Genomic DNA, 24,457 nt, shown 5'->3' with positions numbered 1-24,457 from the left:
CACAGTGTGCCGTGTTAGTTCTTCAGCGCAAAAGGATCGCGGTAGCCAAGGGCGTTTCCTGAGTCTGTACTGAAGTTGAAACCGCTTTGTGCGCCGAGACCTAGCAGACTAAACGAGAGGGTGACGTTGTTGTCGTATTCAGGATCGCTGTTGATGTTAGAGCGCGAGAGCAAGTACTCATTGTAGCTCAGCCCAATGACCCAGCAGTCAGAGCGGTAAGTCAGGCTAAACTGGTTTTCCAGCATGACATCTTGGGTCAGATCGCGCCAGTATTGCCCGTTAAAGCTCAGCCCGTTCCAAAGTGGGAAGCCTGTCACGACACCTGCTTGCGACAATCCATCGTCCGTTAGCTTGCTGATATCTCGGTTTGGCAAGGTCGATACTATGTACTCCTGCGCCACGTAACGATAGCTGGTTTGCGCGTAAAAGCCATCCTGACGGTATTCCGCAATCGCATTACCGAATTGCAACTCACTTAAGTTGCTGTCGTACTGCATGGAGCCGCGAACAAAGAAGTTGTCGTTAAAATTGGCTTCCCCCTCGAGCGCCCACGCGGAATAGTCGAACGCATCTACATCCTCATCCGAGGAACGATCAAAATAATAGATCTGACCAAACGACAGGTTAAAGCGCTCTTTATAACCGCTGTCATAAAAGCGCGTGGTTGCCCCGTAGGTAAGCTGGTTAGCGGGGTTGATAAAGTCGATACTACTGAACTGATTACCGCGGAACAGGCCATAGTAGTCGGTTTGTAAGCGCGCAGTATCATAGCCGCCCCCGTTGTAGTTCACCGGGTTGTAGATATCACTTTGGTTGACATCCTTGATATACAAGTACTGCACTTGTGGCTCAAGGGTTTGACTAAAGTTGCTCCCCATCGCCCAGAAATTACGTTCAAGCACCAGCCCTGAGTGTAACCGCAATGTGGGGATCTTCCGCTCGACTGACTTACTCAGTTTGGCGGTCGACTCCGCATCCGGTGAGGCGTTATCAAAGCGCTGATCATAATGGGTGTAGAGCATGCTCGCTTCGGCGGTGGCGCTAAACCAAGGACGCGTGAAGGGAATGCTCAAGGTCGGCGCCAAATGGGTCCGGGTGGCTTCGGGTTTGTTCGGGTCATCACTGGCAAACACGCTCAATTGTGCGGGCAAGCTAATATCCGCCCAGCCCAAGGTTTGCGGCGCATAGTAATTGAGATCCACCTGCGGCATGAGGCGATAGACGCTGGTATTCTCAGTCAGTGCTTGGAAATCTCGGACACGTACCGTGCTATTCCAATCTAACCCGCGATAGCTGATTTCGCCGGTTTGTAGCAAGGTGTTGTCTTCCCGTTTACCCACATCGGAGTCGATATTCTGAAAGTAAGCAATATCGCTGACTTTGCTGTAATCGGCCTCATAGCGCCAGTGACCTTGGACGCCACTGTGTTTCCAGTTAAAGCCCCAACGCTCATCCAATTCAGGATTGAGCTGGTCGTCAGGGAGGTACTCGGAATATAACGAGCCGTATCCGAATGGCGCTAAATAACGAATATTGGTGTTAAGCTGAACGCCACGCTCCGACATGTATTTTGGCGTGATAGTGGCATCAAGTTGTGGGTGAATATTCCAATAAAATGGGGTTTCTAGCTCAACCCCGTCGCGATCACTCCACGACACCGATGGATAGAGGAAACCCGTTAAGCGCCCATCCTCGACCGGTACACGCAAATAAGGCAGATAAAAGACGGGCACATTCATCACCTCAAATTTGGGGTGATACAAGTCGGCAAACAGGCTGTCTTCTTCTTTTTCGATTTTCGAGGCCGAAAAGCGCCAGCTTTTATCTTCATCCGGACAGGTGGTAAAGGTACCGTCTTCCATTTCATAGAAGGTGGTTCCGTTTTTAAACACCCGCTTAGCTTCACCGCGCCCCGGTGTACACAGCATTTTGTACTGTGCGTTATTTAGTGTGGTGTCTTCCGTGTCAAGGTTGGCCTGCAGGTAATCTGAGGTCACCATCATTTGCCCATCATTGAAGACCACATCGCCTTGGGCGGTGACAATACGCTCAGGGTCGCGCAGCGTAGCGGTATCCGCGGTCATTTTACGATGCCCTTGGGTAACCTCAACGTTGCCGCTGTAAATGGCTTTTTCGTTGGATTGGGCTTCGGCGCGATCAGCCACAACGCGAATTGGGGCGTTGTTCACATCTTGCGTTTGTTCACTGGGAGGAATACACCGCGCCTCGCTGTCCGGGCAAGGTGTGTCGGCGGAGTCCGCATTGGCAAAAGCAAGCGCTGGGCCATAGAGCGCCAGGCTAATCATGGTGGCTAAAAAGCTGCGTGCAGTCGGTGACATTGAAGAAGACATTCCTGTTTTATCTGATAGCGTGGTGTACACGAAGGCAACGCATCAGTATGCTTTGGCTGCAAAATGCGATTATCATAAATCAATTTACGCCCAGCATCACCTGTAAATGTGCAGGGTGTGAAACCAGCAATGAGACCATGGCATGCAACTATATGGCAAGGTAATTGGCGCTTTTCTCGGCATTTTACTGGGAGGCCCATTCGGTTTTTTTCTTGGCCTGTTCTTAGGTCATCAGTTTGATAAAGCCAAGCAACGCGCCTCACTGGGCGGTTTTGGTGGCGGTTTCGGTGCTCAAGGTGCCGAGGCGCAGCGCGTCTTTTTTCATGGCACCTTTGCCGTGATGGGACATGTGGCAAAGGCTAAGGGGCAGGTCACACAGGAAGAGATTCGTCTAGCCAGCTTGATTATGGATCGCATGCAATTGCATGGGGCGGCGAGGCAATCCGCGCAAGACGCCTTTCGTGAAGGAAAAGGCAGTGATTTCCCGCTCCAAGAGACTCTAAATGGGATCCGGGCGTTAAGCCAAGGGCGGCGGGATCTGCTTAGCTTTTTCCTTGAAGTGCAGGTACAAGCGGCGTTTGCAGATGGAGAGCTGCACCCGAAAGAGCGTGAGTTACTGTATATCATTGCTGAGGGGTTGGGTTTTTCCGCGCAGCAACTTGAGCAACGTCTACGCATGCAAGAAGCCGCGTTTCGCTTTAGCCAAGGTTACCAAGGGGATTGGCACCAGCACGCGGGTGGGGCGGGAGCGCCACCGCGTCAACGTGAGGTGGATGATGCCTATGAAGTACTCGGCGTGGATGCCTCCGCCTCTGCTCAGGAATTGAAGAAAGCGTACCGTAAGTTGATGAATGAACACCATCCTGACAAGCTGATGGCTAAGGGGTTACCCCCTGAGATGATGGAATTGGCGAAAGAAAAAGCACAAGAAATTCAAAAAGCTTACGATGTGATTAAAAAAGCCCGCGATATTTAGCGGGCGGCCGTGTTAATTAAGGTGTGCTGTGGTGTGCCTTGCAGATAGCCATCAATGTTATCCATCAGTTGCTGGCTGAGCCGATTCACCGCTTCATCTGCTCCCCATGCAATGTGAGGAGTAACGATTAAATTCGGCAGTGATGCGGTGATAAGCGGGTGATTATCAGGGGCTGGCTCTTCACTCAGCACATCTAGTCCGGCGCCACCAATTTGACCGGTTTTTAGGGCGTCGAGGAGCGCGTGTTCATCAACTAACCCGCCACGTCCTGTATTGATCAATAAGGCATGGTTTGGCATGCAGGCGAGGACATCACGGTTAATTAAAGCTTCTGTGTTCGGATTTAACGGGCAGTGTAACGAGAGGATATCGGCGCGGCTGATCACCTCATCAAAGGGTACATAACCCTCTCGGCAATGGGTGGCTCCGCGGTGCTCAGCAAACATGACTGTCATGCCGACTGCGCGTGCCAAACGTGCAACGGCTTCGCCTAAAGCCCCTTTACCGATAATCCCTAGTTTACTGCCGGCTACGCTGCCGATTGGGTGAGTAAAAAAGCAAAACTGACCATGTTTTTGCCATGCGCCATGTTGGACGTCGAGGTGGTAGCCGAGCAATTGACGTTTAAGTGCAAAGATCAGGGCGATGACGTGTTCAGGTACCGATTGAGTGGCATAACCTTGGACGTTACAGACTTGCACACCGCGCGCACGGCATGCAGCCAAATCCACATTGTTGACGCCAGTCGCGGCGACCGCAATCAGTTTGAGTTGAGGACAGGCGGCGAGCACCGTCTCATCAATGACCACTTTATTGGTGATGGCGATCTCGGCCTCTTGCAAACGCGACACGACCTCATCAGGCTGTGTTTCACCATAGGCTTGCCAGTGATGGGGTGAGCGAGGTGTGGGCAGCACAATATGGGCTGGAATGGTGTTACGGTCGAGAAAGACGATATTGACGGGGGTACGCTGAGCCATGTTGATCTCCGTGTCTCAATCCATGGCTCTAGGGTGCGAAATATCGTCACATTGTGCAATCGTTTCAGCGAACGCGAGGGCAATTCGGGGGGCTAGGTCGCGCTGGGTGAGGCCAGCTGATACTCATCGGCAAGTCGATTAGTGGGCATCGTGGGGTAAAACTCACAGGGGGCGTGAAAATGCATGACGTCGCCGGTTGTTGGGTGCAATAAACTCAGCTCGGCCGCGTGCAAATGAAGGCGAGAGGCATAGTCGAGTGCCTCTGGAGAGGCGTAAAACTCATCGCCAACGATGCTATGTCCCAACGATTGCATGTGCACACGAAGCTGGTGCGAGCGCCCTGTCAGCGGGTACAAGGCCATCAAACTGGTCTTAGGGAAGGTGTTTAAGCAGCGATAGTGTGTCTGCGATGGCTTCCCATGCTCAAAGCAGACCTTTTGGCGCGGGCGGTTAGGCCAATCACAAATCAGCGGCAAATCAATGTGCCCTTCATGATCAGCAGGATGCCCCCAGACTTCGGCGTAGTAAAGTTTGGTCGGAATACGATCTCGGAACTGGGCCTTAAGGTTTCGCTCAGCCTCTTTGTGGGCGGCAAAGGCCATCACACCAGACGTCGACATATCTAAGCGATGGACCAGCTCCGCTGCGGGAAAGGCGTCTTTCACCCGTGACCACGCACTATCGTAGTGGGCTGGATCGCGGCCAGGGTTGGCCAGTAAACCGCTGGGTTTATTGATCACCACCAAATCCGCATCTTGATAGAGAATATCAAGCCAAGGTTCGGTGGGGGGATGGTATTCTGTCATTGCCATAGGATATATCGGGGCCGGCTGGCCCCGCCTAACGCTTAATTATTGATGACTGACCACAATCAGACGCAAGGCGTCCAATTCAATCTGCGCGTGTTGAATGTGATGTGAAAGGGTGCTGATTTGCTCGCGTAGGGCATCCAACTCATCATCACGGATATTGGGGTTGACGGTTTTGAGTGCCTCTAAACGCGCCAAGGCTTGGGTCAGCTCGCTTTCCATTTCTTGGTGGGCACGGGTTTGAATCTCCCCCAGTGCTTTTTCAGCTAAAGGCTCACTTTTTTCAATCAAACGGTGAACTTGGCTTTGTACCGAGTTAACCATTTTGCTGCCCAAATGGCGATTGACGGGGCTTAACTGGCGATGGAAACCCTCAAACTCCACATTGGCGGATAAATCGTTGCCATTCGCATCCAGCAAGACACGTACCGGCGTTTGCGGTAAGAAGCGATGAATCCCGCTTGATTTCGGCGCTTGGGCATCCACCACATAGATGAGCTCGAGGAACAAGGTGCCCACCGGCAGCGCTTTGTTTTTGAGCAAAGAGACTGCGGTGGTGCCGATGTTTTCGCTCAGTAGCAAGTCGATACCGCCACGCACGATAGGGTGCTCCCACGAGACAAACTGGACGTCTTCGCGACTGAGCGCTGTATCGCGATCAAAGGTGATGGTGCAGCCATCGGTGGGGAGACCCGGATAACTCGGAACCATCATATGTTCTGATGGTGTGACTACCAGCGCATTTTCCCCTTTGTCATCTTGGTTGACGCCGATGGTATCAAATAGCCCCAAGGTAAAGGTGACCAAGCCGGTATCGCCATCTTGGTCGGCAATCGTCTGCGCTAACTGTTTCGCCGCGTCCCCACCATGTGAATGCATTTCTAACAGTTTATCGCGACCTTGCTCCATTTCCGCTTTTAGGCGCTGGTTCATGGCAGCGCTGTCTTCGATCAGCGTGCTGAGGGCGTCGTCTTGTTGGTTCGCGGCCAGCAGGGTCAGTAAGGTCTCGCCGTATTGTTCGAACACCGCACGACCGGTTGGGCAGGTATCTTCAAACGCGTCGAGACCTTCGTGATACCAGCGCGCCAAAATAGTTTGCGCGGTGCCTTCAAGATAGGGGACGTGAATGGCAATATCTTGTTGCTGGCCGATACGGTCAAGACGACCGATACGCTGCTCCAAAAGGTCTGGGTTCATGGGTAAGTCGAACATCACCAACTGATGCGCAAACTGGAAGTTCCGGCCTTCTGAGCCGATCTCCGAGCAGATCAACACCTGCGCGCCCCCTTCCTCTTGGGCAAAGTAAGCCGCGGCTTTGTCTCGCTCGACAATCGACATGCCTTCGTGGAACACAGTGCCACGAATGCCTTCGCGCTCACGCAGCGCCTGCTCTAAGGTTAAGGCGGTTTGCGCCCGTGAACAAATGATCAAGACTTTATCGTTACGGTGCGTTTTCAGGTAATCGAGCAACCAATCGATACGCGGATCAAAGCCCCACCAGCTGGCACTGTCGCCTTCGAACTGTTGATAAATGTCTTCAGGATAAAGGTTTTGTACCGCCTTTTGTTCCCCTGCGAGACGGCCGCCCATCATCTCGGCAACGCGCATGGCCGTTTGATACTGTTTGGGTAAAGCAAGTGCATGCATGTGCAGCTTTCTGGTTGGGAAGCCGCTGATTGCTGCACGAGTATTACGGAAGAGAACACGACCGGTCCCGTGGCGGTCCATGAGATCGTCAATTAACTGTTGGCGAGCATCGCGCTGAGTCGACTCATCATCAGTGTGGATGAGGGCCAAGCGCTGCTCCAAATCGTCGCTTTGGAGCAAGGTGCGGATGCTATGTTGTGCCGCATCACTCAGGGGCGCATCGGCAAGCAAAGCTTCAACCGCTTCTGCTACTGGCGCGTATTGCGCTGCCTCTTCCACAAAGGCGTCGTAATCGTAGAAGCGATCTGGGTCGAGCAGACGCAGGCGGGCAAAGTGGCTTTGTTGGCCAAGTTGCTCCGGTGTGGCAGTGAGTAGCAACACGCCCGGTGTATGTTCGGCGATGCTCTCAATGATTTGGTATTCGCGGCTGGGGGCATCCGGTGCCCATGACAGGTGATGCGCCTCATCGACGACTAGCAGATCCCAGTGGGTCTCACAGACTTGTTCGACACGACGGCGATTTTTACGCAAAAACTCCAGCGAACACAGGACCAACTGTTGGGTATCAAAGGGGTTGTAGGCATCCGCTAGGGCCTCAACACAGCGCTCTTCATCAAAAATTGAGAAGTGCAGATTAAAGCGGCGCATCATCTCGACCAACCATTGGTGCTGCAAGGTTTCGGGCACCACAATCAAGACTCGCTCTGCGCGACCTGCCAGTACCTGCTGGTGGATAATCATGCCCGCTTCAATGGTTTTACCCAAGCCGACTTCATCGGCAAGCAGTACGCGTGGCGCATGACGGCGACCGACTTCATGAGCAATGTAAAGCTGATGGGGGATCAGGCCGGCACGCATGCCGGTTAAACCGCGTAATGGGCTGCGCAGTTGCTGGTGTTGATTGGTCAGCGCACGATAACGCAGGGCAAAGCGATCCATGCGATCAAGTTGGCCAGCAAACAGCTTGTCTTGCGGTTTGTTAAAACGAATCTGGTGACTGAGCAAGATTTCGCGCAGAGACACTTCGTCTTCGCCAGTATCATTGCGTGTACCGATATAGGTTAATACCCCGTCGTCTTCCTCAACACGCGAGACTGTCATGGTCCAGCCTTCATGGCTTTCCACCTCATCGCCCGGGTTGAACATCACCCGGGTAACGGGTGCATCGTGGCTGGCATACAGCCGTGTTTCATCACTAGCAGGAAACATTAGGGTCACGGTACGGCCGTCAACAGACACCACGGTGCCCAGTCCTAGATCATGCTCCGTATCACTGATCCAACGTTGTCCAAGCGCAAATGACATAGGGGAAAACCTCTGAATTAACTCGATTGTCGAAGACGCAGCCCCGCGACAGCGGCGCCGTTTAAATACTGTGCTATTCAGTGTGGCACTGAAAAAATTGGCCGCCAATAGTACTCGAACTTGTGAGGAGCGTCACGATGAAACTCAATGAATCCCCGCAAAGGTCACGCTGACACACAAACGTCATTATCACGCGGCAAAGATAAAAGCGTGACGTGGCGCAGCGAAATAGATTGGGAATTCCCAATGCCAGGTCTACGCTTAACTTAAGCGCTGTCACCGACAGTGAACTGCCGACACAGGAGGTGCCTATGGGCGACGCCGACCGGAAGCTGTTTGTATTGGATACCAATATTCTCCTCCACGAACCCTTCGCTATTTACTCCTTCCAAGAACACGATGTTGTGATCCCCATGACCGTCCTCGAAGAGCTTGACCGCATCAAAGACAGCAAGCGTGATGTCTCACGAGATGCGCGTGTCGCGATTCGAGCGTTGGAAGATATCTTTAAAGAAGCAACTCCCGATGAAATCGGCGAGGGTATTGCCGTCGGTAAAGGGGATGCGACGGGCACCGTTTCGATACTGGCCGACTTTGAAATTAAAGAAACGGTACACGCCTTTGCTGACAAGGCTGGCGATAACCGAATTTTAAATGCGGTGCTATATCTACAAACCAAACGCTCACCACGCAAAGTCGTATTGGTGACCAAAGATATTAATATGCGACTGCGCGCTAAAGGCGCGGGAGTGATGTATGTGGAAGACTATCGCACGGATCAATTGATTGACGATGTGCGATTGCTGACCAAAGGGTTTCATACCTTTGAGGGCAGTTTTTGGGACAAAGTCGGGGAATGTGATAGCCAAGCGTATGGCTCAGATACCCTCCACACCTTACCGTCTGAATTATTGGAAACGCCGTTCGTTAACCAGTACTTGTTGGATGAAAGCGACGATTTCGCGGCACGCATTCAAGCCATCAATGGTGAAAAAGCGATCATTAAAGACCTTAGTCGCGAGCGACTTATGCACCGCACCGCTTGGGATGTGAAGCCGAAAAATATCTACCAAGGCATGGCGATGGACGCGTTACTGGACCCGACCATTGATCTAACCATTTTGACCGGGCCGGCAGGGTGCGGAAAAACCATTCTGGCGATGGCCGCCGCGCTAGAACAGGTGGTGGAAAAGGGAATGTATGACAAGATCATCGTTACCCGCAACACTCCAGATATTGGTGAATCGATCGGTTATTTACCGGGCACAGAAGAGGAAAAAATGCTGCCTTGGCTGGGAGCGGTGACCGATACGTTAGAAGCGCTGCACATGAATGATGAATGCACGGATGGCTCGATGCGTTACATCATGGAGAAAGCCAACTTACAGTTTAAGTCGATTAACTTTATGCGTGGTCGCTCGATTCAAAATGCGTTTGTGATCTTGGATGAGTGCCAGAACCTGACTGCCTCGCAACTGAAGACCATTATCACTCGCTGTGGTGAAGGGACTAAGCTGGTTTGCTCAGGCAACTTAGCGCAAATTGACTCCCCCTACCTCACGCCGGTCACCTCAGGGCTGACTTACATTGTCGAGCGATTTAAAAATTTCGAGGGCAGTGCGTGCGTATACCTCAATGGGGTAGTACGCAGTCGTCTTGCCGAGTTTGCCGAAGAAAACCTTTAACCGAACCGGCGGCTCAGCCGCCGTGTTTTTCTACAGTTAAAACAGCTCGACATCGTCGGCGGCAACAAAGGTTTTGATGATGCCGCTTTCCAGCAATCTTTCGTAGAAAGCCACTTGATTGCGACCGTTTTGCTTGGCGTGATAAAGCGCCTGATCCGCATTACCCAATAAGGTACTGGTGCTCTGATGCGCTTTATCGATACGCGTTGCGCCCATGGAAATGGTCACGGTTTCCGCCGCGCCAAAGTCGCGCGCGTTGACATTGGCAATAAAGGTATTGGCTTTTTGTTCTGCCATGGCGCGTGTGCAAGGATGAAGTAACACCACAAATTCATCCCCGCCGTAGCGAAACAGGGTGTCTTCGACAGAAAAGGTTTGTCGCATTAAAGACGCGAGCAACAAAATGACTTCATCGCCAAAGACATGGCCAAAGTTATCATTAATTTGCTTGAAATGGTCGACATCAAAAATACAAATCCAAGGATAACTCGCCTGATCCAAGTCGCTGTCCATCGCCGCGGGCGCTTGCGCTATGCGATCACTAATCAGGTCCAATTTCTTGGTCAGCACCTTGCGATTGAATAGACCGGTAAAGCTGTCTCGCTCACTGGCCATAATGATTTGTTGATAGTTCTCATAGATGTGAATGAGGCCAGACACCATAGCGAGCTGTTCCTCGTTTAATTGCTCGGCGCGGCCACATAAGACACCGCGAATGTCCTCATCTTTTTCGTAATAGATAGGGACAGCAACCAAGGTGTGATCGTGCGCCTGATGCATGGTGACCTCTTGGCTCTCGAGGCAGTCTTCCAGCAGTGCATCCACTTGTTCGATATTTTCTTGCTGAAAGGCGCTGTTGTCATTGGTACCCAGCACCATGAAAGGGGGATTCAGTCCAGAGCAGTAATCAAGTAACACCACTTCACTGACAGGCGTTAACTCAAGGATCGACGTCAGTAGGCTCTTGGTAATCGCATCAACTTCAGTTTTGGCCGTGAAATCGACGATAGAGTCGAGTATCTGAATGCTACTGGCGGGCACAAAGCGCCTCCTTAAAAGGGTCTATTCCTGTTGTCAGTATAGAAGCCAATTGAGGAGGCGCCATCTATTAGGGGGATTCCATCATGCCCATATAACGATGCATGGCCGGTGGAGGCGCATTCAGATCCGCCACAGGGCGAGATAAGGCAACCTGTCCCTCATCGACGTAGAGAAAACGAGAGGCAATGGCTTTCGCATCGTCGGGGTGATGGGTCACCATCAAAACGGTTGTACCTCGCGCGTGGGCGGTCCGTTTCACTAAGGCTAACATGTCTTTTTTCAACGCAGGGTCAAGGGCTGAAAAAGGCTCATCAAGTAATAACAGAGGCTGTTGACGCGCAATACTTCGTCCGAGTGCAATCCGCTGGCGCTGCCCGCCGGACAATGCGCCGGGCAAACGATCTAAATAAGGTGTCAGCCCCACTGCGTCCGCGGCGCTTCTCACGCTCTCTTTTTGTGCGTGACTGAGCTTGAGTGAGGGCGAAAGTCCAATCGCCATGTTGTCAAACACCGATAAGTGGGTGAAGACATTATGCTCCTGAAACAGGATGGAGAGTGGGCGCTGGTGAGCCGGCGCGGTAGTGACTGGCTTACCTGCAATCAAAATCTCGCCATTATCAGGAGCAATCAATCCTGCAATCAGAGAGAGTAAGGTACTTTTCCCGGCGCCGCTTGGGCCGAGTACAGCAACAATCTCCCCCGGCGCGATGTGAGCGTCGAAGTGCATCCACGCTTGCTGGTAGCGATACGTGATATTGGAAAGGGTTAGCATGCGTGTCTCCATTGGACGAGGCGGATGATCAGAGCGTAGCTGCCTAAACTGGTCGCTAATAACAGCATGGCCGCCGCGGCGCCCGCATCCATTTGATAACTGCCCATCAGACGAAATAGATACAAAGGCAGTGTTTGAAAGTGTTGGCTACCAAATAAAGAGATGGCGCTGAGATCGCCCATCGAGAGGACAAAGCTGACCGCGAGGCCACGTGCTATTGGGCGGCGTAAGCACTGCCATTCAATTAAGCGCAAGCGAGTGATCCCACGCACGCCTAAGGTGGCACAGAGTGCATGATATGATTGCGCCACTTGATAGGCTGGGGCACTAAGCACCTTTATCAAGTAAGGTAACGCCATCAGGGCATTGACTCCCATCACCAACCACAAGGCGAGGCTAAAGACATCGCTAAATTGGCGAAACAGCAAAAACAGTCCTGTACTTAATACGATACTGGGCACTACCAGAATCATGGCCCCCAGTGTCTCAATACCATCGGCCCGCCTTTTTTGGCCATGAAACCGCCAGTGACGGCTGGCTAAGATCACCGCAATTGCCAACACAAATGCGATAGCGCTCGCGCCGGTGGCCACCCATAATGAGTGCATGGTGGCTTGCCATAACGCTGTATCGGCAAGGACAGTGAGCGCACTTGGGTTGAGCCCGCGATACAGCACCACACCCAGTGGCGGCAATACGAGAAGTAAGACCAAGGTTATCCAGAGCAGATCCCAGCATTTCGCCGCTCGGCTATCGAGGGCATGCGGCAACGGTAATACTTCACTGGGTGTATTTGGCACCGCGCGTGTGAATGTTTGCACCACAAACGCAATAGTGCCGCACAGCATCATCTGCCACAGCGCTAATGCCGCGCCGGTTTGCAAATCAAAGTCAAAGCGAATGGCTTGGTAAATGGCTAGCTCTATGGTGGTGGCCTTGGGGCCGCCGCCAAGCGCCATGACGGTAGCAAAACTGGTAAAGCAGAGCATAAACACCAGTCCGACGATATGGGGCAAACTTTGGCGAAGATAAGGCCATTCAAGGTGACGAAAACGCTGCCAGCCACCTAAGCCTAATTGCGTCGCTAAGCGGCGTTGATCGGCGGGGATCCCCTCGAGCGCTTGCACCATGATCTGGGCGGAAAATGGTAAGTTGAAAAACACGTGTGCCAGCAAAATGCCGCTCAATCCATAAATGGAAAACGGCATGGAAAGATCAAAATGTTGTAGGGTGTCGGCGATCAAGCCGCTGCGACCAAAAATGGCCACCAAGCCAAATACCCCGATCAGCACGGGCAGCACTAAGGTCATGGCAAACAGTTTCAACAACCAACGTTTACCGGCAAACTCGCGACGCGACAGGGCGTGGGCAACAGGAATCGCTAATCCTACGCTGAGGATCACTGATAAAGTGGCTTGCTTGAAGCTAAATATGGTGACGTGACGAAGGTAGGCATCTTGCCATAGTGCCTCAAGGTTAAGATCTTGGCTGTGAGAGAACAGCGCCCATAGGGCGCTGCCAATTAAAAGCACGACGAGACTGGCCGCGAGACTGCCCGGCCAGGTGCGTGAAGGATTGAGCATGACGACTATTCAACCAACGCTGTTTGCCAGTCACGCACCCATTGTTGACGGTTGCCCATCACTTCATCGGGTTGATAAATCAGGCTCTTCTCGGGTTTATTCAAGGTATAGAAGGCATCTGGTAACGTGATATCAGTAACAGGATACATCCATTGCGTAAGGGGAATGATCGACTGCGCTTCATCGCTAATCATAAACTGCAAAAACGCATCCGCCAGTTCTGGCTGGTCGGTGTAGGCTGATTTCGCGGCCACTTCAATCTGCATATAATGGCCTTCTTCAAACGTCGCGGCGGCAAAGCGGTCATCATCATCGGCAACCAAATGGTAAGCCGGTGATGTGGTGTAAGAGAGCACCATGTCTGCTTCCTTGTTCAGGAACATATTGTACGCTTCGGTCCAGCCTTTGGTCACGGTAATGGTGTTCTCCGCGAGATCACGCCATGCTTGCTGGCTTTGATCGCCGTATACTTTCTGGATCCACAGCATTAAGCCTTGGCCAACGGTGGAGACACGGGGATCTTGGTAAATCACACTGATGTCATCACGATCTTCAATCAAGGCTTTCAAGCTCTTGGGCGGATCGAGCAGGCGCGTGGTGTCGTACACGAAGGCAAAGTAGCCGTAATCATAGGGGATAAAGTAGGGATTATCCCAACCGCCGGGTACCTGTAGGCGCTCCGTATTCACTGCGTGCTCGGCGACAATGCCGCTCCGCTCCGCTTCTTTCATTAAATTGGTGTCCATACCCAGCACGATATCGGCGCTGGTGGTACTGCCTTCAATCCGCATGCGGTTGAGCAAGGCTGCGCCGTCTTCAAGGGACACAAACTCGACCTCACAATTACAGCGTTTTTCGAAGGCGGTTTTGATTTTCGGCCCTGCGCCCCAATCGGCGATAAATGAGTCGTAGGTATAGACAGTCAGCGGGTCAGCGGCGCGGGCGCCAAGCGATAACAGAGACAAAGAAAGTACGGTTAAAACAGACGTAATGACTTTCACAGCACGCTCCTAAGTTGGGCGTGGGTGTTGAGGCTGGTTGATGACATCATCAAGTCTCAATCCCTACGCCAGTGTTAGCTGGATCAGGTTCGATGGGTTTAGCGCGGCGCGCAATCTCAGCCAAGAGGCTCCCCAATGAGTACCACGCCATTGTACTGATTGGCTTAGGGTTAACCAAGCCTTTTAGTCAGCGGTTCGGTTAAGCGCCCAGTCGTAGTCATAGTCTAAGCGTGCATCCTCGGGAAGCTTGATATTGCGGTATTGATTGATATGGGCGATCACCCCTTGTTCACTGCCGCCAAAATCGGCCTTAAACCACTCATAGATAGAAGAAAGCTGCCACTGTTCGCCTTGCTGACTTACGCCTTTGTCACTGTTGATAAAGGTGTAGGCGGCTTGTTCTAATTGTGCCTCCAAGGTGTCGGCTTGAAAGGCTTGTGGCTGCAGGTTCGGACAGCCAAGGCTGGCACAATTGACCGCATAGTGGGTACGCGGATCTTGCCATAGCGGGCGCAGAATGCGGTGCTCAATATCATTCAAGGTAAGGGGTTCACCTGCCACCGTGACCACCTCATCATCCCAAGGTCCAAAGCTAAACAGGCCACCGAGTTTGGTGATTGAACGGACTGGATACGCGTCCAAAATTAGCTTTACGGTGACTGAGTTGTAGAGGTTAACCCAATACGCGTATTGTTCGTCTTTGGTCAGGGTGCGCGGGTCGCGCGCGGTGAGCATGCCAATGTAATGATCGAGAGTCGCTCTATCGGCCTCGGTGACGGCCGCGTAGTTAAATAAGGTATGCTGTCCTTGAGGCTGTAAATACTTATCGAGTAATACTTGCCAGCTGTGATGAGTAAATGTGGCTTGGCTGGCGGGGTTGAGCGTATCCCACATTGCCCAATAATCGGCTTTCGGGGCGGCCAAAGCTGGAAAAGCAACGAGTAACCAAAAAATGAGCGTGATCCGTGTTCGCATACCGCTTCCTCAATCGCGAGCGTATCTTGTTTATATCCTAGACCAGCTTGCGCCATGTTTGCTTTCATGGCCATAAAAAAACGCTGCTTGAGCAGCGTTTTAGTGGTTAAAGTGTTGTCTTATGCCAAAAAGGCGGGAATGTTTTGCTCAAAGCGCGAGATCTCAGCGTCGTGCTGAAGCGTGAGGCCAATGCTATCTAATCCTTCCAACAAGCAATGACGGCGAAAATCATCCATCTGGAAGCTAAAGCAGTGTTCACCGGCACGGATGGTTTGGGCGGGCAAATCTAGCGTTACCGTCGCGCCTTCATTTTCGGTCACATACGTCAATAAAGCATCGATTTGGCCTTCTTCAAGGGTTACCGGCACCATTTGGTTATTAATGCAGTTGCCATAGAAAATATCGGCAAAACTGGGGGCGATAATCACTTTAAAACCGTAATCATCCAGCGCCCAAGGAGCATGTTCGCGTGACGAGCCACAGCCAAAGTTTTCGCGGGTGAGTAACACGCTCGCCCCTTGGTAACGCGCTTGATTGAGCACAAACTCGGGGTTCGGTTGTTTACCCGCATCGTCTAAAAAGCGCCAATCGTGAAACAGGTGCTGACCAAAGCCAGTGCGGGTGACTTTTTGCAAAAACTGTTTAGGGATGATCGCATCAGTATCGACGTTCGCAGCATCCAATGGGGCAACAATGCCGGTATGAGTGTGTATGCCTGACATAAGGCCTCCTTATAATTGGTTAACGTCAATAAAATGACCGGCAATAGCAGCGGCGGCGGCCATTGCAGGGCTGACCAAGTGGGTGCGGCCTTCACGGCCTTGGCGGCCTTCAAAGTTACGGTTGCTGGTGGATGCGCAGCGCTCTTTGGGGCCTAAGCGATCGTTGTTCATTGCCAAACACATCGAGCAGCCGGGCAAGCGCCACTCAAAGCCCGCTTCGCGGAAAATCACATCCAGCCCTTCTTGCTCTGCTTGGGCGCGCACCTGCTCGGAGCCTGGCACCACCATGGCATGTACACCCTTTGCCACGCGTCGTCCTTTGGCGACCGCGGCGGCTGCGCGCATGTCTTCAATCCGTGAGTTGGTGCAAGAGCCAATAAAGACTTTATCGATGTGGATATCTGTAATGGCTTGGCCTGCCGTCAGTCCCATGTACTTTAAGGCTCGCTCAGCCGAGTGGCGCTCTATCGGGTCGGTCATGCTCTCTGGAGCAGGCACGCTATCATGCACACTGACCACTTGGCCGGGGTTGGTGCCCCATGTGACTTGATGATGGATTTGACTGCCATCGAGAGTGACCACGCGATCAAAGTGCGCATCGGCATCCGAGTGCAAGGTTTGCCAATACGCAACGGCTTGCTGCCATTGCTCGCCTTTAGGGGCAAATTTCTTGTCTTTTAGGTAGGTAAAGGTGGTGTCATCCGGCGCGATCAGGCCAGCTTTGGCACCTAATTCGATGGCCATGTTGCAGACCGTCATTCGCCCTTCCATCGACAAGGCAGTGATGGCGTCCCCACAAAACTCCACCACATGCCCTGTGCCGCCGGCATGACCGACCTTGCCAATAATCGCTAGGACAATATCTTTGGCAGTGATCCCGGGGGCTGTTTTGCCCGTGACTTCAATTTTCATTGTGCGGGCGCGGGATTGCTTGAGTGTTTGGGTGGCCAGTACGTGTTCGACTTCTGAGGTGCCAATACCAAAGGCGAGGGAGCCGAAGGCACCGTGGGTTGCGGTGTGCGAATCACCACAGACGATGGTAGTGCCGGGCAGGGTAATGCCAAGCTCGGGGCCCATTACATGCACAATGCCTTGGTAAGGATGGTTTAAGTCGTACAGGGTGACACCGAACTCTTCGCAGTTTTTGGCCAAGGTTTCCATTTGGATGCGCGCCATTTCCCCTGACGCGTTAATGTCTTTGGTTTCGGTGGAGACATTGTGATCCATGGTGGCGAAAGTTTTGCTCACTTGGCGCACGGGGCGCCCTTTTTCCCGCAGGCCATCAAAGGCTTGTGGTGAGGTCACTTCGTGCACCAAATGACGGTCGATATACAGCAGCGGCGCTTCGCCTGGCTGCTCGGTGACCACATGGGCTTGATAGATTTTTTCATACAAGGTCTTAGCGCCTTGTTGGGTGTTTGCATTCGACATAGCTCGTATCCTTACGGGTAATTATTCTGCGCCTTGGCGGATATAGGCGGCGATACGATCGCCCATTTGTTCGGTACTCAATGCGGGGCGGTTACCCGCTAGATCGGCGGTCAACTCACCGGCCGCCAGCGCGTGGCTGACTGCATGCTCAATCGCGCAGGCTGCGTCTTCTTCGCCTAACGAGTAGCGCAGCATGAGCGCGGCGGAGAGAATTTGCGCCACTGGATTGGCGATGTTTTTACCCGCAATATCGGGTGCAGAGCCGCCGGCGGGTTCATACAAACCAAATTTACTCGCGTTCAAGCTCGCGGATGGCAACATGCCCATTGAGCCGGTGATCATGGCGCACTCATCGGAGATGATGTCGCCGAAAATGTTTGAGCATAGCATCACATCAAATTGCGACGGGTCTTTGATCAGCTGCATGGTGGCGTTGTCGATATACATATGGCTTAAGCGGACATCTGGATAGTCCTTTGCTACTTCTTCTACCACTTCTCGCCACAGCATCGAGCTTTGCAGCACATTGGCTTTATCGATTGAGCACACGTGTTTGTTGCGAAGCTGGGCCGATTGAAAGGCAATACGGGCAATAGGCTCAATTTCATAGCGATGATAGACTTCCGTATCAAACGCTTTTTCCTCGCGGCCTTCGCCTTCGCGTCCTTTGGGCTCACCAAAGTAAATCCCGCCGGTCAGTTCTCGCACCACCACAATATTAAAGCCTTTGTCGGCAATGTCGGCGCGCAGTGGGCAAAAGCCTTCGAGACCGGTATGGATTTGTGCCGGACGCAAATTACAAAACAGACCAAAGTGCTTGCGTAGCGGCAGTAAGGCACCGCGCTCCGGTTGTTCGGTTGGCGGTAAATGCTCCCACTTGGGGCCGCCGACTGAGCCAAATAAAATCGCATCCGCTTTTTCACAGCCAGCCAAGGTGTGTGCTGGCAAAGGGGAGCCGTGGGCATCAATCGCGGCACCACCCACAGGATAATGCTGACGCTCCAAGGTGAGTGAGAATCGCTCACTCACCGCATCAAGCACTTTTTCGGCTTGCGCCATTACTTCGGGGCCGATACCGTCGCCGGGTAAAATTGCAATCTGGTGTGCGCTGGCCATGGTTATACTGTCTCCTGTTTTAAGTGGGATTGTTCCTTAATCTGCGCAATTTTATCCGCGCGATAGATGGCATTGATCACGTGTAATAGCGCCTCACCGGAGGCTTCGATAATGTCGGTTGAGACCCCGGTGCCGTGATATTTACGGCCCTTGTAGTTGGCAATAATGTCGGCTTGGCCTAGACCATCTTCCCCTTCTCCTTTGGCAGTCAGATCGAATTTATCCAGCTCAATGTCGTAGCCAGTAATGCGGTAGATGCACTGATAAAGGGCATCGACGGGGCCGTTACCGATCGCCGCCTCGCGTTTTTCTTCATCGCCACATTGCAACTTGATGCTGGTGGTCGCCATTAGGCTGCCCGATTGCACGCCTAGATAGTTGAGCTTATAAAAGTCGTCCTCTTCTTTGAGGTTGTTGAAGAACATCAAGGCTTCTAAGTCGTAATCGAACACCTGACCTTTACGATCTGCTAGCTGCAAGAATGACTGATACAAGGTGTCTAAATCGTAGTCTTGCTCGGTATAGCCAAGGTTTTCCATGTGGCTTTTCACTGCGGCGCGGCCGGATCGGCTGGTCAAATTCAGCGCTTTTTTGCCCAACCCTATCGACTCTGGGGTCATGATTTCGTAGGTGTTTTTGTTTTTCAGCATGCCATCTTGGTGAATGCCAGAAGAGTGGCTAAAGGCATTGGTACCGACCACGGCTTTGTTGGGCTGGATTGGCATGTTGCAAAGTTGGCTAACCAGCTTACTGGTGCGGGCGATTTCGGTGTGATTTAACTTGGTTTCCACACCTAATAAGTCGGCGCGGGTTTTTAAAATCATCGCAATTTCTTCCAGCGCACAGTTACCGGCGCGTTCTCCGATGCCATTAATCGTGCCTTCCACTTGGCGGGCGCCAGCTTGTATGGCGGCAATGGAGTTGGCGACTGACATCCCCAAGTCATCATGGCAGTGGACAGAAATTACCGCTTTGTCGATATTGGGGACGCGATTAAACAGGGTTGCAATGATATCGCCGAATTCACTGGGAACCGTATAGCCGACGGTGTCGGGAATATTAACGGTGGTCGCACCGGCATCAATCGCCGCTTCCACCATACGGCATAGGTTGTCAATCGGAGTGCGCCCAGCATCTTCGCAGGAAAACTCTACATCGTCCGTGTATTGGCGCGCGTGCTTGACGGCGCGTACCCCCATCTCGACCACGTCATCGTAGCTGCGGCGAAGCTTATCTTTTACATGAATGGTTGAGGTGGATAAAAAGGTGTGGATACGAAAAGCGTCGGCGGCTTTGAGGGACTCAGCGGCAACATCAATGTCTTTAGGAACGGCGCGAGATAAGGCACAAACGCGCGCATGTTGCATATGCTCAGCGATGGTGCGCACCGATTCAAAATCGCCCGGTGAGGAGACTGGAAAACCGGCTTCAATAATGTCGACGCCCAGTCGGTCTAAGGCTTGGGCGATCTGCAACTTCTCTTTTACGGTTAAGCTGGCGGATAAGGCCTGCTCACCATCGCGCAAAGTGGTATCAAAGATGATGACCTGACTGTTGTCGCTCATGTGTGACTCCCTGTTGTGTTTGCTCGCCGCCTTCATGGCTCTTTTAATGGGCACTGTGTTTTATTTTGACGGCGTTAGATACAAAAAAACCCGCGTCTAGCGCGGGTTTTTGACATTTGGCATTCACTGATTGCTGCCCAATACCTACCAGCGCGACCGAGTCACGATAAGGAGGAGGATGAGGCGTAGTGTAATCAGTGTCATGAACTATCCATTCAATATGTTTGCTGGTTACAGAAATAACAGAGCGGCGGGGAAAGCGTCAATCACAAAAAAATAAAAAAATGGATCTGCTTAGTTAACCCGCTTAAAACCAGTTTATTACACTGGTTTTAAGTGTGTAATTCGAAATAAACGGCTGTTGGTTGCGAGGAAGTTATACAGTTAGATAGCACTTTCTCTGTGTCAGGATAACAAACTGCAGGGAGTGTTATCTTCATCAATATGACCTCGTAACGTCACCCCGTTGTCATACCCGCTGTCTAGAGTTTGACCATCAGCTAACCGAAAGCGGGGGCATGATGAGAAGCTTTACAGCGGTTCAACGTTTTGACCACACGGTGTCGTACCTGTGCCTTTCTCATCGATTTAGTGCAGCGACAGCCAAAGTAGCGCGGGTGATATCACACTCTGGTGATGGGCCGTTATATGCAGGAATTGGCTTGGCCGCATGGTGGCTCGACGGTGCATTTGGCTTATGGTTGTTGTGCACTGGAATCGTCGCCTTTGCGATTGAATTGCCCATCTATTGGGTTCTTAAACGGAGCTTCCGCCGCGCACGGCCTTCACAGCTACCCGCTTTTATCACGCCCTCAGATTTATACAGCATGCCCTCTGGCCACACGGCGGCCGCTTTTTTAATGGCTTCACTGATTAGTACCTTTTATCCCCCCTTGGCGACAGTGGCCTTTATTTGGGCGGGGTTGATTGGGCTGTCCCGCGTATTGCTGGGGGTCCATTTTGTTAGCGATATTCTGGTCGGCGCGGTGTTAGGACTTCTCTGTACTGCGTTGGCACAAAACATCACCGACGATCTTTACTGGATGGCGGCAAGTACATGAAGCTTTTATACGGTGTGCAAGGAACCGGTAACGGCCATATTTCACGGGCAAGGGCGATGGCAAGGGCCCTAAAAGCGTATGACGTGAGTGTGGATTTTGTCTTTTCTGGACGACCTGCCGAGCGCTATTTTGATATGGCGCCGTTTGGTGACTATCGCACTTTTACCGGCATGAGTTTTATTAGTCGCGACGGTAAAATTGCGCTGCTTGAGACGGCAAAAAAGCATCACGTTCGGCAACTTTATCGTGATATTCGCGCGCTCGATGTTACGGGCTACGACAAAGTGGTATCCGATTTTGAGCCTATCACGGCTTGGGCGGCACGTCAGCAAGGCGTTCCCTCCGTGGCGATTAGCCATCAAGCTGCATTTGCCCATGCGGTCCCTAAACAGGGAGAAGGACTGATAAACCGGCTGATTATGCGTTATTTTGCGCCGACGGATCATGCCATAGGGCTCCATTGGTATCACTTTAATCAGCCGATTTTGCCCCCCATCATTGATATCGGCAGTGATGACAGCCTTTCACTAAAGGCGAGTCAATCAGAGGATGTCTTGGTCTATCTTCCTTTTGAGTCACTCGATGCAGTGACGGCGCTGTTACTGCGCTTTAACCAAGGTTTTGTCTGTTTTCATCCAGATGTGAAGCAAGGCTATCGGCGAGAGAATATCCGCTTTATGCCACTTGGGAAAGCCAGCTTTCATGCTGCGCTAAAGGCTTGTCAAGGTGTGATCGCGAATGGTGGCTTTGAACTGCCCTCTGAAGCATTAACCATGGGGAAAAAGTTGTTGCTAAAACCCTTGGCAGGACAGTTTGAGCAGCTGAGTAATGTGGCAACGCTGGCACAATTAGGGTTGGCGCACGCCATGACACACTTAGACGCTCGCGCGGTGAGAGATTGGTTGAAAGCCCCGGCCACCGGCGAGATCCGTTACCCTGATGTCGCAAGAGCGTTAGCGGAGTGGCTGGTCAAAGGTGAGCTCGACCAAACACACAGTTTATTTCACCAGCTTTGGTCGCAGGTCCGTTTTCCAGAAGCGGTTGAAGAGTGTTTGCTGGATATTAGCCGCCCGCATCCACGTCGACGTCAGCATCCCTTACTATTAAACCGCTTGATGCGCTGACCGCCCAATAACGGCGGTCTGGTCTGTTTAATCACGTTTTTACATTTTCGCTAGAGCATTCACTCAATTTCTCTTGAGTTTGGTGGTGCGCTCGGTAAACTCGCTGCCATTATTGAGCGTACATGTGTTCGCCAAACGGCGAACCAAGAGAGACACAGTGAACACCCAAAACCATATCGTCACGCGCATCCGCGAGCAAATTACTGCCCAAGGTGAACGCGAAGCTATCCGTTTTCAACAACAGTCACAGTGGGCGACTATCAGCTGGCGCCAACTGGGCGAGCGCATTGACCAGCTATCACGCTGTTTACTCAAAGCTGGTTGTCAGGTTCAGCAAACCGTCGCTATCTTTGCACCGAACAGTGAAAAATGGGCGATGTTGGACTATGCCGCGTTGCAAATTCGCGCCGTGCCGGTGCCGATTTACGCAACCAGTACTGCTCAGCAAGCGGCACACATTATCAATGATGCGGACGTGCAATGGATCTTCGCCGGTGACGAGCAACTAGAGAGCGCGGTTGCAGCCCTTGAACACTGCCCCAATGTCAAAGGGGTAATCGCCCTCAACCAAGAGGTACAGGTACCTGCACATCCCAAAGTGTGGGACTGGGCCAGTTGGTTATTGCAAGACGATCGCAGCTATCAAGCCGAATTAGACGCGCGCATTGATGCGCGATGCATGGATGATTTGATCACCTTGATTTATACCTCTGGCACCACGGGCGATCCGAAAGGGGTGATGCTAGATTATGCCAATGTTGCGGCGCAGCTGGAGGTACATGACCAAGTCTTGGCATTAAGCCCCGATGATGTGTCCTTGGCCTTTTTGCCGCTTTCTCATGTGTTCGAGCGCGCCTGGAGCTATTACGTCCTGCACCGCGGGGCGGTGAACTGTTATCTCTCAAACCCGCTTCAGGTGCGTGATGCATTGGCGGAGATTAAACCGACGGTGATGTGTGCGGTACCGCGTTTTTATGAGAAAATTCATGGTGCTATTCACGACAAACTCAGTCGGGCCACCGGCGTTAAACCGCATTTGTTCCGTTGGGCGCTGCGCCAAGGTGAGCGTCATGCTGCTCAGTTACGTGCTGGTCAATCTCCGTCGCGACGTCAGCAATGGCAATTGGCGTTGGCCGACAAGCTGGTACTGAGTAAGTTGCGTGCGCTATTGGGTGGCAAGATGCGCTTGATGCCATGCGGTGGAGCGCGTCTTGACCCTGACATTGGCGCGTTTTTCCACGCCATAGGCATTAACGTCAAGCTGGGTTATGGCATGACCGAAACCACCGCCACGGTTTCTTGTTGGGACGATACGCGTTTTGACCCTCATTCGATTGGTTATCCGATGCCAGGGGCGGAGGTACGAATTGGTGCGGAGGATGAAATTCAAGTCCGCGGGCCAATGGTGATGCGGGGTTACTTTAATCAGCCCGACGCGACCGCGGCCACCTTTACTGAGGATGGTTTTTTGAAAACTGGCGATGCGGGATATCTTGATGCCAAGGGCAACGTCTTTATCACCGACCGAATTAAAGAGCTGATGAAAACCTCTGGCGGCAAGTACATCGCGCCACAGCGGGTAGAAGGCGCTTTGGTGCGCGATCATTTTATTGATCAGATTGCGGTAGTGGCAGAGGCGCGTCATTTTGTATCGGCCTTAATTGTGCCTTGTTTTGATGCCTTGGAAGAGTGGGCGCGGGCGGCCAATATCAAATATCAAAATCGCAAAGAGCTGCTGAAACACGCCGATGTGGTGGCCTTGTTTGAAAAGCGCTTGCAGAGCTTGCAACACGAGTTGGCCAAATTTGAGCAAGTCAAACGCTTCACTTTATTACCGCAGGGCTTTTGTATGCACAGTGGCGAGCTCACGCCGACCATGAAGCTGCGCCGTAAAGTGATCCTTTCACGTTACCAGCACCACATTGAGGTAATGTACCAGCGTCAATGATGTTTAAAGGGGACGTTTCTCATCGATGAGAAATGTCTCCTCTAACGGCTATTTTCACATCGTTTTTCTCCTCGGCTTGTATAGTAAATCTGGCAAACTTGTTTTCTTGTAGTGGATCTTTCCGATTTCCCACCTCCCAATCAGTGTTATCCAGCAACATTCACTCAACATTTAGATTAAAAATGTAAATACTGATTAGCTAATAGACAGTTTTGCAAATAAAACGTTACATTGATTGCAGCTTCATTCGAAGCAGGCCAAGTGACAATCTAACGCCGCCTTACCGCCAGTATTTGGTTTCGATGTCCGCGTGGTGAGTGACCACCAGTACATCTAAGAGTAAGGGGCAGGATTAGGCTAAAAGT

The 24,457-nt window shown here is 52.1% G+C and carries 18 protein-coding genes and 1 riboswitch; of the genes, 5 read left to right on the top strand and 13 right to left on the bottom strand.

The window, feature by feature from the left end:
* Positions 1–14: 14 nt before the first annotated feature.
* On the bottom strand, positions 15–2,339 hold the full coding sequence (gene lptD / locus N7E60_RS12370; protein ID WP_269597621.1) for an LPS assembly protein LptD: 2,325 nt from the start codon (positions 2,337–2,339) through the stop codon (positions 15–17).
* Between the two features lie 154 nt (positions 2,340–2,493).
* Between lptD and djlA the strand changes: the two genes are divergently transcribed.
* On the top strand, positions 2,494–3,327 hold the full coding sequence (djlA, locus tag N7E60_RS12365; protein WP_077455819.1) for a co-chaperone DjlA: 834 nt from the start codon (positions 2,494–2,496) through the stop codon (positions 3,325–3,327).
* On the opposite strand, the gene N7E60_RS12360 is transcribed toward djlA, so the two are convergent.
* The 3 genes from N7E60_RS12360 to rapA all read right to left on the bottom strand — a co-directional run bounded on the left by N7E60_RS12360 (position 3,324) and on the right by rapA (position 8,068).
* Positions 3,324–4,307 carry a D-2-hydroxyacid dehydrogenase gene (locus N7E60_RS12360; protein ID WP_269597620.1) on the bottom strand — a complete coding sequence of 328 codons (984 nt, stop codon included), beginning with the start codon at positions 4,305–4,307 and terminating at the stop codon, positions 3,324–3,326. The genes djlA and N7E60_RS12360 overlap by 4 nt on opposite strands.
* 92 nt (positions 4,308–4,399) lie before the next feature.
* Positions 4,400–5,119: a bifunctional tRNA pseudouridine(32) synthase/23S rRNA pseudouridine(746) synthase RluA gene (gene rluA, locus N7E60_RS12355; protein WP_269597619.1), complete on the bottom strand. Its 720-nt coding sequence runs from the start codon at positions 5,117–5,119 to the stop codon at positions 4,400–4,402.
* A gap of 39 nt (positions 5,120–5,158) precedes the next feature.
* Positions 5,159–8,068 (bottom strand): RNA polymerase-associated protein RapA, encoded by a 2,910-nt coding sequence (rapA, locus tag N7E60_RS12350; protein ID WP_269597618.1) that lies wholly within the window; start codon positions 8,066–8,068, stop codon positions 5,159–5,161.
* A 311-nt stretch (positions 8,069–8,379) separates the two neighbouring features.
* Here rapA and N7E60_RS12345 point away from each other — a divergent pair, with 311 nt between their 5' ends.
* Positions 8,380–9,753 (top strand): PhoH family protein, encoded by a 1,374-nt coding sequence (locus tag N7E60_RS12345; protein ID WP_167314850.1) that lies wholly within the window; start codon positions 8,380–8,382, stop codon positions 9,751–9,753.
* Between the two features lie 36 nt (positions 9,754–9,789).
* Here N7E60_RS12345 and N7E60_RS12340 read toward each other — a convergent pair whose 3' ends face one another.
* The 9 genes from N7E60_RS12340 to leuA all read right to left on the bottom strand — a co-directional run bounded on the left by N7E60_RS12340 (position 9,790) and on the right by leuA (position 19,959).
* The gene (locus N7E60_RS12340; RefSeq protein ID WP_269597617.1) at positions 9,790–10,794 is read right to left on the bottom strand and encodes a GGDEF domain-containing protein; all 1,005 of its coding nucleotides are present in this window, start codon (positions 10,792–10,794) and stop codon (positions 9,790–9,792) included.
* Positions 10,795–10,861: 67 nt separating this feature from the next.
* Positions 10,862–11,566 carry a thiamine ABC transporter ATP-binding protein gene (gene thiQ / locus N7E60_RS12335; protein ID WP_269597616.1) on the bottom strand — a complete coding sequence of 235 codons (705 nt, stop codon included), beginning with the start codon at positions 11,564–11,566 and terminating at the stop codon, positions 10,862–10,864.
* Positions 11,560–13,149, bottom strand: a complete 1,590-nt coding sequence (gene thiP / locus N7E60_RS12330; RefSeq protein ID WP_269597615.1) for a thiamine/thiamine pyrophosphate ABC transporter permease — start codon at positions 13,147–13,149, stop codon at positions 11,560–11,562. The genes thiQ and thiP overlap by 7 nt, the downstream gene beginning before the upstream one ends.
* A 5-nt stretch (positions 13,150–13,154) precedes the next feature.
* A complete protein-coding gene (gene thiB, locus N7E60_RS12325) occupies positions 13,155–14,141 on the bottom strand; it encodes a thiamine ABC transporter substrate binding subunit (RefSeq protein WP_269598588.1) in 987 nt (328 codons plus the stop codon).
* Between the two features lie 52 nt (positions 14,142–14,193).
* A riboswitch (TPP riboswitch) is annotated at positions 14,194–14,295 on the bottom strand.
* Between the two features lie 38 nt (positions 14,296–14,333).
* Positions 14,334–15,125: a DUF547 domain-containing protein gene (locus N7E60_RS12320; RefSeq protein WP_269597614.1), complete on the bottom strand. Its 792-nt coding sequence runs from the start codon at positions 15,123–15,125 to the stop codon at positions 14,334–14,336.
* Between the two features lie 119 nt (positions 15,126–15,244).
* The gene (gene leuD, locus N7E60_RS12315; RefSeq protein ID WP_269597613.1) at positions 15,245–15,847 is read right to left on the bottom strand and encodes a 3-isopropylmalate dehydratase small subunit; all 603 of its coding nucleotides are present in this window, start codon (positions 15,845–15,847) and stop codon (positions 15,245–15,247) included.
* A gap of 9 nt (positions 15,848–15,856) precedes the next feature.
* Positions 15,857–17,278, bottom strand: a complete 1,422-nt coding sequence (leuC, locus tag N7E60_RS12310; RefSeq protein ID WP_269597612.1) for a 3-isopropylmalate dehydratase large subunit — start codon at positions 17,276–17,278, stop codon at positions 15,857–15,859.
* Between the two features lie 21 nt (positions 17,279–17,299).
* A complete protein-coding gene (gene leuB / locus N7E60_RS12305) occupies positions 17,300–18,394 on the bottom strand; it encodes a 3-isopropylmalate dehydrogenase (RefSeq protein ID WP_269597611.1) in 1,095 nt (364 codons plus the stop codon).
* A gap of 2 nt (positions 18,395–18,396) precedes the next feature.
* The gene (leuA, locus tag N7E60_RS12300; protein WP_069590988.1) at positions 18,397–19,959 is read right to left on the bottom strand and encodes a 2-isopropylmalate synthase; all 1,563 of its coding nucleotides are present in this window, start codon (positions 19,957–19,959) and stop codon (positions 18,397–18,399) included.
* 521 nt (positions 19,960–20,480) lie between these two features.
* Here leuA and N7E60_RS12295 point away from each other — a divergent pair.
* From N7E60_RS12295 to N7E60_RS12285, 3 genes are all read left to right on the top strand, one after another.
* Positions 20,481–21,020, top strand: a complete 540-nt coding sequence (locus N7E60_RS12295; protein WP_269598587.1) for a phosphatase PAP2 family protein — start codon at positions 20,481–20,483, stop codon at positions 21,018–21,020.
* Positions 21,017–22,144 (top strand): MJ1255/VC2487 family glycosyltransferase, encoded by a 1,128-nt coding sequence (locus N7E60_RS12290; protein WP_269597610.1) that lies wholly within the window; start codon positions 21,017–21,019, stop codon positions 22,142–22,144. The genes N7E60_RS12295 and N7E60_RS12290 overlap by 4 nt, the downstream gene beginning before the upstream one ends.
* A gap of 157 nt (positions 22,145–22,301) precedes the next feature.
* A complete protein-coding gene (locus N7E60_RS12285; protein WP_269597609.1) occupies positions 22,302–24,092 on the top strand; it encodes an AMP-dependent synthetase/ligase in 1,791 nt (596 codons plus the stop codon).
* Positions 24,093–24,457: the final 365 nt, after the last annotated feature.

Origin of the sequence: Salinivibrio proteolyticus (assembly GCF_027286365.1) — a bacterium.
Taxonomy (GTDB): domain Bacteria; phylum Pseudomonadota; class Gammaproteobacteria; order Enterobacterales; family Vibrionaceae; genus Salinivibrio; species Salinivibrio proteolyticus.
This window is presented reverse-complemented; position numbering and strand designations above follow the sequence as displayed.

Coding starts and splice junctions, on each gene's coding strand:
- thiP (WP_269597615.1), bottom strand. CDS start 13,149: ATGCTCAATCCTTCACGCACCTGGCCGGGCAGTCTCGCGGCCAGTCTC.
- lptD (WP_269597621.1), bottom strand. CDS start 2,339: ATGTCACCGACTGCACGCAGCTTTTTAGCCACCATGATTAGCCTGGCG.
- leuB (WP_269597611.1), bottom strand. CDS start 18,394: ATGGCCAGCGCACACCAGATTGCAATTTTACCCGGCGACGGTATCGGC.
- leuD (WP_269597613.1), bottom strand. CDS start 15,847: ATGTCAGGCATACACACTCATACCGGCATTGTTGCCCCATTGGATGCT.
- N7E60_RS12345 (WP_167314850.1), top strand. CDS start 8,380: ATGGGCGACGCCGACCGGAAGCTGTTTGTATTGGATACCAATATTCTC.
- N7E60_RS12320 (WP_269597614.1), bottom strand. CDS start 15,125: ATGCGAACACGGATCACGCTCATTTTTTGGTTACTCGTTGCTTTTCCA.
- leuA (WP_069590988.1), bottom strand. CDS start 19,959: ATGAGCGACAACAGTCAGGTCATCATCTTTGATACCACTTTGCGCGAT.
- leuC (WP_269597612.1), bottom strand. CDS start 17,278: ATGTCGAATGCAAACACCCAACAAGGCGCTAAGACCTTGTATGAAAAA.
- rluA (WP_269597619.1), bottom strand. CDS start 5,119: ATGGCAATGACAGAATACCATCCCCCCACCGAACCTTGGCTTGATATT.
- N7E60_RS12360 (WP_269597620.1), bottom strand. CDS start 4,307: ATGGCTCAGCGTACCCCCGTCAATATCGTCTTTCTCGACCGTAACACC.
- N7E60_RS12290 (WP_269597610.1), top strand. CDS start 21,017: ATGAAGCTTTTATACGGTGTGCAAGGAACCGGTAACGGCCATATTTCA.
- thiQ (WP_269597616.1), bottom strand. CDS start 11,566: ATGCTAACCCTTTCCAATATCACGTATCGCTACCAGCAAGCGTGGATG.
- rapA (WP_269597618.1), bottom strand. CDS start 8,068: ATGTCATTTGCGCTTGGACAACGTTGGATCAGTGATACGGAGCATGAT.
- djlA (WP_077455819.1), top strand. CDS start 2,494: ATGCAACTATATGGCAAGGTAATTGGCGCTTTTCTCGGCATTTTACTG.
- N7E60_RS12295 (WP_269598587.1), top strand. CDS start 20,481: ATGAGAAGCTTTACAGCGGTTCAACGTTTTGACCACACGGTGTCGTAC.